The 13,372-nt window shown below is 55.0% G+C and carries 11 protein-coding genes; 1 reads left to right on the forward strand and 10 read right to left on the reverse strand.

The annotated features are described in order from the left end of the window. Together RZA33_RS14200 and RZA33_RS14205 are read right to left on the reverse strand one after the other, a co-directional pair. Positions 1-591, reverse strand: a 591-nt coding sequence (locus tag RZA33_RS14200; RefSeq protein ID WP_317508361.1) for a restriction endonuclease subunit S, incomplete at its 3' end; no start/stop codon positions are given. Next, a complete protein-coding gene (locus RZA33_RS14205; RefSeq protein ID WP_317508362.1) occupies positions 588-2,063 on the reverse strand; it encodes an N-6 DNA methylase in 1,476 nt (491 codons plus the stop codon). The genes RZA33_RS14200 and RZA33_RS14205, both read right to left, overlap by 4 nt. 218 nt (positions 2,064-2,281) lie before the next feature. Between RZA33_RS14205 and glp the strand changes: the two genes are divergently transcribed. Continuing rightward, entirely contained in the window at positions 2,282-3,487 is a 1,206-nt protein-coding gene (gene glp, locus RZA33_RS14210) for a gephyrin-like molybdotransferase Glp (protein WP_317508363.1), read from the forward strand. Here glp and RZA33_RS14215 read toward each other — a convergent pair. The 8 genes from RZA33_RS14215 to RZA33_RS14250 all read right to left on the reverse strand — a co-directional run bounded on the left by RZA33_RS14215 (position 3,484) and on the right by RZA33_RS14250 (position 13,317). Continuing rightward, the gene (locus RZA33_RS14215) at positions 3,484-3,897 is read right to left on the reverse strand and encodes a hypothetical protein (RefSeq protein WP_317508364.1); all 414 of its coding nucleotides are present in this window, start codon (positions 3,895-3,897) and stop codon (positions 3,484-3,486) included. The two genes, glp and RZA33_RS14215, sit on opposite strands and share 4 nt — an antisense overlap. Before the next feature lies 1 nt (position 3,898). After that, on the reverse strand, positions 3,899-4,459 hold the full coding sequence (locus RZA33_RS14220; protein WP_317508365.1) for a chemotaxis protein CheW: 561 nt from the start codon (positions 4,457-4,459) through the stop codon (positions 3,899-3,901). Then, positions 4,449-6,137, reverse strand: coding sequence for a diguanylate cyclase (locus RZA33_RS14225; RefSeq protein ID WP_317508366.1), 1,689 nt, complete (start codon positions 6,135-6,137; stop codon positions 4,449-4,451). The genes RZA33_RS14220 and RZA33_RS14225 overlap by 11 nt, the downstream gene beginning before the upstream one ends. 69 nt (positions 6,138-6,206) lie before the next feature. Further along, positions 6,207-6,563, reverse strand: coding sequence for a response regulator (locus RZA33_RS14230; RefSeq protein ID WP_317508367.1), 357 nt, complete (start codon positions 6,561-6,563; stop codon positions 6,207-6,209). Positions 6,564-6,617: 54 nt separating this feature from the next. Next, positions 6,618-8,747: a hybrid sensor histidine kinase/response regulator gene (locus tag RZA33_RS14235; protein WP_317508368.1), complete on the reverse strand. Its 2,130-nt coding sequence runs from the start codon at positions 8,745-8,747 to the stop codon at positions 6,618-6,620. A gap of 2 nt (positions 8,748-8,749) precedes the next feature. After that, complete coding sequence (locus RZA33_RS14240) at positions 8,750-10,198, reverse strand: protein-glutamate O-methyltransferase CheR (RefSeq protein WP_317508369.1); 1,449 nt, start codon at positions 10,196-10,198, stop codon at positions 8,750-8,752. Further along, on the reverse strand, positions 10,195-11,262 hold the full coding sequence (gene cheB, locus RZA33_RS14245) for a chemotaxis-specific protein-glutamate methyltransferase CheB (protein ID WP_317508370.1): 1,068 nt from the start codon (positions 11,260-11,262) through the stop codon (positions 10,195-10,197). The genes RZA33_RS14240 and cheB overlap by 4 nt, the downstream gene beginning before the upstream one ends. A gap of 12 nt (positions 11,263-11,274) precedes the next feature. Next, positions 11,275-13,317 carry a methyl-accepting chemotaxis protein gene (locus tag RZA33_RS14250; RefSeq protein ID WP_317508371.1) on the reverse strand — a complete coding sequence of 681 codons (2,043 nt, stop codon included), beginning with the start codon at positions 13,315-13,317 and terminating at the stop codon, positions 11,275-11,277. Between the last annotated feature and the right edge of the window lie 55 nt (positions 13,318-13,372).

Raw genomic sequence — 13,372 nt, forward strand, 5'->3', positions numbered from 1 at the left:
GTTGGTGTCGGAACCTGTATTCTGCGAGTTTGCCCCTATCCTGCCAATGCTATCCCTCAAAACGTCAACAGGCCCTAGGATGCCATTCAAATAGCTTTCAAATAATTCTTTAGCATTAGCAAGGTTCTTTTCGGTGTTGGCAATAGCTGCATCGATACTATCAAAGGCCTCGTCGATGATGCTGGCGATCAGTTTCTGTTCTTCGACGCTCCTTGGAATATTTACTGTTTCACAATGGACATTATTCCTGTTCAGCGTTGGTACACCAGCGCCAGTAGAAAAGCGCTTCAAATTAAAGCTTGAAAGAAGATAATAGATAAAACGAGGATGATTCCCATGGAAGTCTTTCACATACAGTGTAGTGTTTAAGGGCCAAAACGCACCCTCAACATAGAATACATTTCCAATGCTTCCACTACGACCCGTCACCACTCCTGGCCCTATCACTTTTACTTCGTTATGAAAGTCGATTGCGCCACTAGAACTCATCAAAGGAATGTGACCACTTCGTCTATTCTTTTTTGGAAGATCAAAACCGCGCTGTAATGTGCATACATCTCCCAGGTTGCAGGTTTTCCATCCTTCTCTCATAACATCCCCCGAATCCCTTCCAGGATTTCCTCGCTTTCTTTATCCAGCGTCTCAATCTCGTTGATGATCACTTCTGGGTCACGCAGCGGTGCCTCATCGGCTTTGTTTGGATTCTTCACCGATAAATCGAAAGTAGTGGCGTCGATATCGTCGATACTCAACGTCCATGATTGATCAGAATTCGCAAAACTAGCTTGGCGGGCGACAAAGTCCTTGAGGTCATCATCATTCAGCGGGTTGGTTTTGCCCAGGCTACGGCCGGGCTCTAGCTGGTAATACCAAATGTTTTGCGTGGGTGCGCCTTTCTCGAAAAACAGCACAACGGTTTTTACCCCTGCCCCCAAAAAGGTGCCGCCGGGGCAGTCCAGAATGGTATGCAGGTTGCAGCTTTCCAGCAGCTCTTTGCGTAGCGCTTTTGAGGCGTTGTCCGCGTTAGACAGAAAAGTGTTCTTAATGACCACCGCCCCACGCCCACCAGCACGCAAATACTTGATGAAGTGCTGCATAAACAGGAATGCGGTTTCCCCCGATTTGATAGGGAAATTCTGTTGTATTTCTTTACGCTCTTTGCCGCCGAAAGGCGGGTTGGCGAGGATGACATCAAAGCGGTCTTTCTCCTGAATATCATTCAGGTTTTCAGTCAAGCTGTTGGTGTGAACGATATTGGGTGTTTCAATGCCGTGCAGGATCATGTTCATGATGCCAATTACGTACGGCAGGCTCTTTTTCTCTTTGCCGTAAAAGGTGCGGGACTGAAGAGTATCAAGATCCGATGTGGAGAGACGTTTGCCGTCCTCCTCGCCTTCTGGGTCATAGCGAAGGTAATCATGGGCTTCGCACAGGAAGCCTGCCGACCCGACAGCCGCGTCGTATATACGCTCGCCAATTTTCGGGTTAACCACTTTGATCATGGCGCGGATCAGCGGGCGAGGGGTGTAATACTCGCCGCCGTTACGTCCAGCATTGCCCATATTCTTGATTTTGGCTTCGTACAGATGAGACAGCTCGTGCTTCTGAGCCTGAGAGCCAAAGCTGAGTTCATCCACCAGCTCTAAGGCGTCACGCAGGCTATAACCACTGGCGAATTTGTTGCGGATCTCGCCAAAAATTTCGCCAATTTTGTATTCAATCGTGTCGCTACTCGTTGCGCGCTCTTTGAAACCATGCAGATAGGGGAAGAGTTCAAAGCTGACGTATTGAATCAGGTCATCGCCGGTTAGCGCATTGTCATGGTCAAAGCTGCCATCATCCTTTTTCGGTGCTGCCCAACGGGACCAACGATGCTTTTCATCAATAATGAATTCGTAGGCTTGACCACGCAGTTCCGCCTCTTGAGAGCGTTCAAACTCCAGATCATCGAGATACTTAAGAAACAACATCCAGGATGTTTGCTCGGTATAATCCAGTTCGCTGGCGCAACCAGCCTCTTTCCAAAGGACGTTATCAATGTTTCTGAAGGTTTGTTCGAACATGGGGCTTCCAATGGTATTAAATAGAGTGCCTGTCTAGAAAATAGAGTGAGGCCCCTATGGGCTGTTTCTATGCGTTTATCGTGGCATTCTACCTGCACCGGTAACCTAATTCTTGGTTTTCACTACTCCGATTTTCCTGTTTTTAGAGGCGACTATGCCATCATTTCTTAATGCCCAGCGCATGCTTAACAACCTGGTCATCCCAGGCCGGGGGCAACATGGCTGATTTGCAACCTATATCAGCCGCGCTTGAGGCGCTACTAGCAGACGTCAGCTCGCTAAGTACCGAGAGCGTTCCATTGGAAGCCGCTGCCGGGCGTGTGTTGGCCGAAGCTGTCAACGCCCAGCTGGATGTGCCGCCGTTTGATAACAGCGCGATGGATGGTTATGCACTGCGCGCTGCTGATGCGGGGCAGTGGCTGCCGGTGAGTCAACGCATTGCTGCGGGCACGCAGGCGAAAGCGCTTGCGCCGGGTAGCTGCGTGCGTATTTTTACCGGGGGTGAGATTCCATCCGGAGCTGACTGCGTGGTGATGCAGGAGCGCGTACAAGTCGACGGTGAACGTGCGCTGATGCCTGCCGATATTCCTGTGGGCGATAATGTCCGCCGCCAAGGACGCGACGTGAAAAGCGGGGCTGTACTGCTAAATGCTGGTGAGCGGCTCGAAGCAGCGGCCCTTGGTCACCTAGCCGGTCAAGGTGTTACGTATGTGAGCGTACGGCGTCGGCCCCGGGTGGCGCTACTCTCGACGGGCGATGAGATCATTGATCCGGGCACTCCGCTCAAGCCGGGTCAGCTTTACAACTCTAACCGGCCGATGCTTAAGCGACTGCTAGAGAATTTTGGCGCGGAGGTGGTGAGTACCGTTAGTGTGCCAGATGACTATGCCCGCACCGTGGCACTGTTAACGGCCGCTGCTGCTGACGCAGACCTGGTGGTGACCACCGGCGGCGTTAGCGTCGGCGAAGAGGATCACGTCAAAGCAGCGCTGGAAGCGATTGGCCAGCTTGATATGTGGAAGCTGGCGATCCGCCCCGGTAAGCCGCTAGCATTGGGCCGCTTGCCTCGCGATGACGGTAACCAGGCGCGGTTTGTTGGTTTGCCGGGCAATCCGGTCTCGGGGTTTGTTGGCGCCTGGCTGTTTTTGCGTCCCTTGCTGGGCGCAATGCTTGGCTGTCCTGCGCTAACATCGCTGCCAACGGTGACCGCGAAAGCGGGGTTTGTCACTTCTACCGGTCCCCGTGAGCACTATATGCGTGTAACGCTTGAGTTCACTTCAAGCGGGGTGACGGCGACAGCCTTTGATGACCAGAATTCTGGGGTGCTCTCATCCTGTATTGACGCCGATGCTTTTGCAGTGATTCCGGCCAATAGCGATATAGCCGAGGGCGATGCCATCAGCTGTTTATGGTTGGCGGGCTAGTGTTTGGGAGGGCTAAGCTTGCGTGCATCCAGTAGTAGTACTAACTGCTGCTGGTCGAAGGTTAATCCGCATAGCGCCGTTGAAAAACGGCGGGAAAGTAGCAGTTTAGGCAGCGGGTAGAGCGTGTTGGCCGGCAGTTGCTGAAGCGTTATGTCTCCGCTTACGCCCAGTTGCCAAGTGCTGTTGCCGCTGGCTGCCTGAGCGTCGGACAGGGTGAGCCAGCGGTCAGGTGGGGAGTTGTGATCGTCTTCATCGTAGAGGAGCGTTTGAGCATTGGCAGTGCGCAGTGCCGTGGGGTGACCGGTCATGGCCAGCACATGGCGTGCTTCCAAGGCCGCACGGTAAGGCCCTACCGAGAACAGCACCAAGGCAACCTGGGCCTGCTCATGATGACCGCGATGCAAGGGCACTTTAACCCAGACCCTGTTGGTAGGCGTCGAACAGCGCCTCTGGGTCAAGCAGGGCAAGCGCTTCTCGCTCATCTATCTGCAAAAGCGCGCTGACATAAGGTCGCAACGTGCCGGAAAGCGTCTCTGGCGGCGCTTGCAGCATGCTCTGGGTGACCTCGGACACATCATCAAGCTGCTCAATACGCACGCCGCTGGTCATCCCCGCCGCGCTTACTAATAGAATCATGCCCTGATTGCTACCTTCGGGTGCAGGTAAACCGATGAGTCGATGCAGGCTAATCACGGACTCGATTTTGCCGCGCAGGTGCAGCACCCCTTCGGTAGAGGCGGGCAGCCCCGGCACGTAGTAGACGGGCTGGTCGCTGGATAGAATTTCACTCACCGCGCTGCCGGGCAGTGCAAAACGCTGGCCGTTGAGCTGGAAGAGCACTAGCTGTTGGGTAGGCTCATCAACATCCACCACCGCTTCAGCATCGCCGTTTGCCGCTAACGCCTCGTCCAATGTCTGGGTGGCGAACGGCCGGTCATTCGCTTCGCCGTCATTGGGTTTTTCAGTGGTCATCGGCCAACTCCGTCGATAGCACTACCTGGTTGCGCCCTTGGTGTTTGGCGCGGTAGAGCGCTTGGTCGGCACTTAACCGCAGCGACTCGGTAGAAGGCTGTGCGGGGAAGCTGCTAATGCCCGCACTGAAGGTACAACGAAAGCGAACGTCACCGGCGTGAAAATCAACCAGGGCAAAATCCTCGCGCAGGCTATTGATTAATGTGGCGGCTTTCTCGGCATTAATACCCTTTAGCAGCACCACAAATTCTTCACCGCCGTAGCGGCCAATAATATCGGAGAGACGCAGGCGACTCTTTAATAGCCTTGCCAGGGTGATTATCACTTGATCGCCCGCCAAATGGCCGTGGGTATCGTTGACCTGCTTGAAGTGATCAATATCAATCATTGCCATGGCATGCTGGCTATTATCACGGTGAGCCTGAGCGAGGTTTTTATTGATCAGCTCGGTGGTGGTGCTGTGGTTATACAGCCCGGTCATACTGTCACGGGTCATTAATGAGCGCAGCAGGCGCAGGCGTTCCGCTCGCAGCCGCACGGCAGAGATCAGCTCATCGGGCTGAACGGGTTTGGTAAGAAAGGCTTCAACTCCCGCCGACATGGCGGAAATCTGCTTTTGGCTGTCGGTTTCACTGGAGAGATAGATAATCGGTAAGCCGAGGTATTCCGGCTGTTGGCGAATAATTGTTGCCAGCTCTTCTCCGGAACACACCGGCATATACACATCGACCAGCAGTAAATCGGGACTAAAGCGTTCCATGACCGTGAGTGCATCGGCGGGATGATGAACCTGGTGAGCCAGCATGCCGCCTTCTTCAAGCAGCAAGGCGTGGTAAGCGGCTGCTTCGGGTTCATCATCTACCACCAGCACCTTCAGCGGCTCTTCTAACGCCGGAGCGGTCAGTTCATCCACTGCCAGCATCAGATCCAGTGGTTTTACCGGCTTGGTAAAGTAGCCACCGCAGCCTGCACGAACGGCACTCAGGCGCGAATGAAAGTCGCTGTGAGCCGACAAAACGATGGCGGGCAGCGGTTGGCCGGTTAATTTGTTCAAGCTGGTCAGAGTTTCAGTGCCTGCTGTCTGGCCTTGGGGAAACTGCACATCCATGATGACCGCGTCAGGACGACGCGTGAGCACGGCGTTAAAGAAGGTGTCTGTATCGATAAACTGAACGACTTCATGACCAAAGCAGCGTAGGTGATGGATCAGTTGGTCGACCTGCTCAGGCTCATCGTCGCACAGATAAATTAACCGCTGGCGCTTATTGCGCAGTGGTTCAGCCTGACCAGTCAGCTCGAAACTGTTCACGGCCGCCAGTGCTTGCTGCTGGCCATAGTGGGAGCGCAGGTGCTGCTGTTCGCTACCTAGCTGGAGTAGCAGTTGGCTGATATAAGCGTCGATATCGCCACGTGTGGGAGCGTCAGTAAGCGCCGCTTCCGCTTGGTCTGCCAGCACGGCAAGTCGCTCAAAGCCCAGCGACTTACCGGTTCCTTTCAGGCTATGAAAGAAGCGGTGTAGCTCGGGTGCTAGCCGTGTCTGTTCTTCGCTCGACGTGCGGCTTTGCTGCCATAGCTCGGCGGTTTGCGCTAAGCGAGTCGGCAACTGATCAATAAAACGCTCACGCAGCTGATTCAGCTTATCGTGCAGCGAAGGGGCGGAAGGGGCGGGCTGAGACATCAAACTACCTACGTAAGTGGTCGAAAGCGGCGATCTATTCCTTCAGTTCTCCATTCTCTCTAACGGTGGTTACCCGTCGAGCGCCTGTTTTACAGCGGCCTCTAGGGCGGATGCCAGCTCGGCATCTTTACGCAAACAGGCATCTAGGCCCGGTGTCTGCTGAAGCGTTGCGTTCGGTGTGTCCCCGGTGAGTAAAATAAACGGCAGATGGTTATCTTGCTCGCGCAACATCGCCAACAGTGCTACCCCACTGACGAGAGGCATGTGCATATCGCTGACAATCAGCTTGATATCGCTGTGAGTATCTAGCTGATCGACGGCTTCCATCGCATCATTGGCCAGCAGGGTGTCATGACCCTGAGACTCAAGCAGTGCTGCTGTCATTTCCCCAGCAAGCGGATCGTCGTCTACGACCAGGATAGGCATTCCATAACCTCATGGTTATTGTGTCATTAATGGTTGTGTCAGTAACGCTCATCGTTAGCCCAGGAGGGCTTGGAGCGTCTCTACTAAATTGTTCTGATCAAAGCTGCCCTTGACGATATAAGCGTCGGCACCGACCTCAATACCGCGCCGGCGATCGGCCTCTTTTTCTCGTGAGGTGATAATAATAATCGGCCGATAACGGTAATTCTCATTTTCGCGCAGGCGCGCAGTTAGCGCAAAGCCATCCATAACCGGCATTTCAACGTCGGTAAGTACGGCATCAAACCGCTCTGCCAGTGCTTTGGCTAATCCGTCGCGACCATTTTCAGCCAGGGTGACGTGGTAGCCCCACGCTTCGAGCACGTCTTTTTCTATTTCGCGGGTATTCAGTGAATCGTCAACCACCAAAATGCGTTTCGCGAGAGCGGAGGATGCATGCTCTTCGTTAGCATGTTGGGGGCCGTGCCGGTTGGCTTCCAGTAAAGCAGGTACGTGAAGTAGGCTTGCCAGCGTATTGCGCCCCATGGAAACCATGCCCGAGACCAGCGGTAAATAACGAAGATGCACGGGCAGCGGCTTGATGATCATATCGCGTTCATCAATCAGTGAGTCAATAATGAGAGCAAGCTTCTGGTGCCGCTGGTGGACGACCAGCAGTAGGGTGGTATCAGTACCGGATGCCGTCTCAGATAGCCCAAGCAGCTGGGCTAGCGATACCACCGGCACAAATTCATTGCGTAAAATCAACGTGCGCTGACCCGCAGCATCAATAAATGATTGTGATGAGCACTCTACCAACTCTGATACGTAAGGTGCCGTTACCCCTAGGTTGACGCCGCCGACGCTGACCAGCAGCACCCGCATCATCGCCAACGAGAGCGGCAGGCGCAGGGTGAAGCGGGTGCCGCTGCCGGATTCGCTGACAAGCTGCAGGTCGCCGTTAAGCTCATCCACCACGGTGCGTTTGACCACATCCATGCCCACGCCGCGCCCTGAAAAATCGGTAATCATGCTCTTGGTAGAGAAGCCCGGCAGAAATATAAGCTCTAGCGTCTCCTGTTCGCTCAGCGCATTGAGCTGCTCTTCGCTGATCAGCTGCTTGGTGAGCGCTTTTTGACGCACTGCGTCCAGCGCTATCCCCGCGCCGTCATCACGCATCTCTACCACCACCCAGTCAGCGTCTTGCCAGGCTTCGATAATCAACTGCCCACGGGGAGGTTTACCCGCCGCCTGGCGCTCGGCAGGTAGCTCTAAGCCGTGATCCAAGGCATTGCGCAGCAGGTGAATGAGCGGATCAGATAGGCGATCAATCATCTGGCGATCAAGTTCGATTTCGCTGCCTCGCACGCGGCAGTCGACCTGTTTGCCGAGTGACTGGGCCAATTCACGCGACATATGCGCGAGTGGCTCAAAAACCACGCTTAGCGGCAGCATGCGCATTTGCAGTGCGCGGTCGTGTAGGTCACTCATCAGCGAATCGTGGCTTAATACACTATCTTTCAGTTCACGGTGAAAGGCGTGAAAAGGCCCCTGCTGTTCGGCAGGAAGCGCACTGCTTAGCTCACGGGCTTGTTCAACGAGGCTATGCAAATGATGGTGGCCGGAAAGTACTTCGCCCATCAAACGAATAACATCGTCCAGTCGATCCAAGCGAACCCGTACAGTATCACTGAGGCGTAGTTCGCTCTCCGTCACTAGCGCAGCGGAGGAAGGCGGCGTTGAAGAGTACGGTAGCGCAGGCAAAGAGGATGGTGCCGCCTCAGCGTGCGTCATGGGCCGGGTTGGGGCCTGGCCGAGGGCAGTCGCTTCCAGGGCGCTACATAGCGCCTCATCAGCCGCGGGTAGGTCGTCACCGGTCGCGCCTTCGGCGAGTCGACTGACTAAGTCCGAAAGTCCGTCCACTGCCTGGCTGAGAAGGCTGGTCACCGTCGGCGTTGCGGTTAGGGTGCCGTCGCGCAGAGCGCTGAGCAGCTCTTCAGTACTATGTGCTAGCGCTGTAATCGGCGCCAGTTTAAGCATTCGCGATGAGCCTTTCAGCGTATGCGCAGCGCGAAACAGCTCGTTGATCTGTTCGCGATCAGCATGGCCCTGCTCGAGTGCGCTAATGCCTTCGCGCAGGCGGGGCAGGTGGTCGGCTGCCTCTTCCACAAAGCGCTGTATAAAGCGGCGAATATCCAGCGCCATAATTAACCCACTCCCTGTGTGGTATTGGTCGATGCCAGTGTGAGGCTAGCTGCGTCTAAATAACGTTCGGCAAGAAAGCGCGCATCGCCTGGTGGTAGCGGCGGGGTGATTGTCTCTAGCCCTCCATCAGAGGTGGGCGCGGTGGTCAGTAAACGAACCACCGCGGCATAGCGCTGCTTGCGCTGTAATGGCTTGTCGGTCAGTTCGCCTTGGCGATAAAGTTCAGCTAAGTAGAAATGGGCCGGCCAACACTCCGGCGCCACATAAATGGCTCGCTTAAAATAGTCGTAGGCCTGATTGGGCTGCTGCTGCCAGCGGGCGACCAACCCGGCCAGCACCAGCGCATCGATCAACCACGGCTGTTGCTTAAGCAGCGCTTCTAGCAGTGCAGCGGCATCGTTAAAGGCGTTTTGATCAAGCAACTGATGGGCGGTTTGCAGTTGGTGGCTAATGCTCTCCTTTTCTGTGTGTTCTAACTCTGTTTTTTCTAACTCTGTTTTTCCTAATTCTATTTTTTCTAATTCCGTGCTTTCCGCTTCTTGATCAGACAGCAAATCAGACGCTAAACCAGCGCTGCTAATGGTGTCTTCAGCCTTGTTGCCCATCGCGAGCAATGAGGGCTGAAGAGGAGTCGCTGGCACTATCGCGGGTTGCTCTTCACGGCGAAAGTAAAATACGCCCTGAGTTTCGGTCAGCTTAAACACGCCGAGATCGTTACCCAATGTCTCGGTGACGCCGCAGAGTAAAATCCCATTAGGGGCTAGCAATTGGCTAAGCTGCTGATGGATATGGCGTCGCGTCTGCTGATCAAAGTAGATCGAGACATTGCGAAACAGAATTACATCAAAGGGGCCACCGTGGCTGTCTTCATTGACGTTCAAGAGGTTAAAAGGTCGAAAGGTCACCCATTGGCGCAGTGATTCGTGAAGCTTGTAGCGGCCCTGGTAGGGGCTGAAGTAACGCTCTTTAAAGGCGGGGGAAAGAGCGCGAAACGCCATGCCACCGTAAACGCCCTGGCGCGCTTTGGCGAGAACCTGCTGATCCAGATCACCGCCGGTTAGGGTGAACAGCGCTTTGGCCTGCTCGCCAAAGCGCTCAAACAGCATCATCGCTACGCTATAAGGCTCTTCGCCGGAAGAGCAGCCTGCGCTGAAGATAGACAGCGGGGGCTCTTCTGTCGCTAGGCGCTCGGGTAAGTAGGTGTTGACTAACCAAGTTAAGGCATCCGGCTCGCGACAAAAATAGGTTTCGTTGACCGTCAGCTGGCTGACAAACTGATCGAATAGCGCTGGGTCGTTGGTTAACTTATTGAGAAGCTGAGTGTTGTCGGTCAGCCCTGTAGAGGCCTGTAATCTAGCGACTGCTCGGAATAGCCGGGCTTCGGCCAAGCCTTCAAGGTGTAAACCGCAGCGCTGATGCACCAGGGCTTTGAGGGGGGCAAACGCGCTCATGCCAGAGGCTCCGGTCGGCTATCCAAGTAGCCGCACACATCGCGCATTAGCCGATCCGGAAGGCTATCAAGCGGTAATTCATAGTGTATGACGCCCGCTTTGACGGCTTCCTGGTTCATGCCGTAAATCACTGAGCTGGCTTCATCCTGCGCGAAAGTGGTTCCACCTTCGCGATGTATCGCCCGCATGCCATTCACCCCATCGCGGCCCATGCCGGTCAAAATAATCCCAATGGCATCACTGCCGTAGACCTTTGCGACACTCTGCAGTAGCACATCGCAGCTGGGGTGGTATAGGGACTTCTCGGGGCTGGGTTGAAGCTGGAAACGGTGGCGGGGGGAGACGCATAAATCACGCTCGGAAGGCGATAAGTAAATATGTCCAGGGCTGAGCATTTCGCCCTCTTGGCCCACGCTAACCGGCATGGTGCACAGTGATGCCAGCCATTGCGCCATGCCATCAATAAATCCATGACTGATGTGCTGGGCGATCACAATAGGAGCCGGAAACCCGCTGGGCAGCCGCCGCAGCACCCGCACTAAGGCTTGCGGGCCACCGGTTGAGCAGGCGATTGCGACCACGTGCTGAAAATTACGCGGCACTCCTTGTGGCGTTAAAGCAAACGTCGCTATTGGGGGAGTCGGTGTCGGTGCTAAACCGCGCCGCCTTAGACGAGTGATGACCGCTACGCCGGAAAGCAGGCGCACGCGCTCCAGCAAGCGTTCAGCGTCGGCGCCTTCCAGCGAGGGTTTAGGCATTACTTCCAGCGCGCCTACCTCAAGGGCTTGATAAGCCGTTTGCGCATCGGAACGGTCGCTGACCACCAGAATGGGCACCCCTTTGCTGTACATGATCTCTTCAATGGCGCTCAGGCCGTCCATCACCGGCATGTTGAGATCCATGGTGATCAAGTGCGGCGCAAGGCTTTTGGCCAATTCCACCGCTTCGCGGCCATTAGTGGCTTCACCGACGATCTCAATATCATCGTCTCGGCTGAGGATATCGCGTAGCACGTCGCGGGCTACCTGGCTGTCGTCGGCAATGACTACCCGAATTACACTCATCCGGTATCCTTCTCAGCGATCTTTATTTGTTAGAGTAAACTCCTGCACCAGCGCGTTAAGCTCAGCCGACATATGGATCATGTCCTGGCTGATATCGGTAATACTGCGCACCGAGTGTGCGTTGCGCGAACTGGCCGTATCGATATCGCGTAGTGCCATCACTACCTGGCTGCTGGCGGTTTTTTGCTGTTGAGTCGACAGCGATATCTGCTGCGCCGCGCTGCTGGTTTGGCTCGCCGCCTTAAGCAGCGCCTCCAGATCCTGGGCGGTACTCATGCTTGCCTCAACGCCCTGCTCGATTGAGGAGGCGCCTTTTTCAGAGGCTACCACCAAGCGATTAATCGCCGTCTGAATATCATCGGTATGCGCTTCAATCTCTTGAGTTGAGTCAGTCACGCTGTCAGCCAAGCGGCGTATCTCGCTGGCCACAACCGAGAAGCGGCGACCCGATTCCCCTGCGCTTGAAGCTTCCAATGCGGCATTAAAAGCAATCAACTTGGTCTGGGCGGCCAGGGTGTTGATTAGTTCCATCACCTTGTTGATTTGTTTGGACTTCGCCCCCAGCGTCATAATTTCGGTCAGGCTCTGCTCGCTGTCGCTGCGGATATCCTGCATTTTTGACTGTAGCAGCTGCATGGCCGAGCTGCCTTTACGGCTGCGCTCCAGCGTCTGATTGGCAACGTCGACCACCGATTGGGAGTGGTCGGCGATTTGGGTAGATGAGGTAGAGAGCTCTTCCATGGTGGAAGTGATTTCCGCGACTGAAGAGGCCATCTCCTCCACTGCGGCGGCCATGGTTTGGCTGGCTTCATGATCGATATCGCTGCCGTGCACACCGGAAAGGCCGGCGGTTTTTGCCAGTCGGTCGGCGACTTGGGTTAGCGCCTGAGCGTTTTTGGCCACCGCCGCAATGGCGCGGGAGAGACGCTCAAGGAGCTCGTTGGTTTGATCGGCTAAGTCGCCAAGCTCGGCTTTGTCGTCGGTGCTGACCCGGCGGGAGAGATCCAGGCTGTGGGTGATGTTTTTCAGCTGGCGCTGGAAATCGATCAGCGGGCGAATGAGGCTGCCGGTCAGCGGGTAGAGCACCAACAGCCCAACGAGCAGAATGAGCAAGCCTATGCCGCTGGACTCCAGGAAGCGCTCACGGGTGGACGCCAAGTAAGCCTCTTTATCGACTTCCACCATCAGGTAGCGCTGTAGCTTAGGTAGCCAGATAGTACTGACTAACATTTCTTGGCCGCCGCGCGTCACTTCATGCACTTGTAGCTGCTCGTTTTGCAGCAGGTCCTGCGACGCTTGCTCGGGTAATGCTTCGTTGGTTGTTTCGACAGTTGGCGTGGGTTCATCGCTAAAAATGGTTTCACCGCTGCGAACAAGCAGCTCACCTTCGGCGCTGAGCAGCGAGGCGTGGCCAGTGTCGCCTAAGCGAAAGTCATCAATCAAACTGGCCATTTGAGTGAGATCAAGCCCCGCACCGGCCACGACCAACGGTCGGCCGTTGGCGGCGTTTACCGCGCTACGATAATTGATGTACACAAAGGCATCATCGGGTGAAAAAGTGTCGCTGTCTAAATTTAGTTCGTAAGTGTTATCACTGTCAGTAAAGTGGTAATACCAGTCATCTTCGCTGCCAGGCGGCTGGATATTACGCTGCAAAAACTCTCCGTTACGCAGCTGGAAATAGTAGCCCTGGCCCTGATATTGAGCGGCGATAAACAGCAGCTCGGTGTCTAACTGCTCCATGAGGCGCGCTAGATACCTCGTGATTTCGTTTTGTCGCTCTTCCGGTAGCCCGTCGCGAACCCACTGTTCAATGAAGTAGCTATTGGCCAGGCTTTCGGAAATGGCCAGCTCCTGGCTAAGGCTAAGGTTTACATGCGCTGCTAGCCCTTTGACCTGTGCCGGTAGCTCTTGATTAAGCAGGTTATTCAGCCGTGCTTGGCTGTGTGAGCGTGCTTGAAGATAGAGCGCTAAAAGCATCGCGAGTGCTAAGACTGTCCCAAAAGAGAGAAATAAACGAAGCCGTAGAGGTAGGGATTTCCAGCGCGCCATCATGTTAGCCGTTGCTCCAAAGTAAACGGTGGCCCTAACGACGCTGCTCAATAGCGCT

Origin of the sequence: Halovibrio sp. HP20-59 (assembly GCF_033052795.2) — a bacterium.
Lineage (GTDB): Bacteria > Pseudomonadota > Gammaproteobacteria > Pseudomonadales > Halomonadaceae > Vreelandella.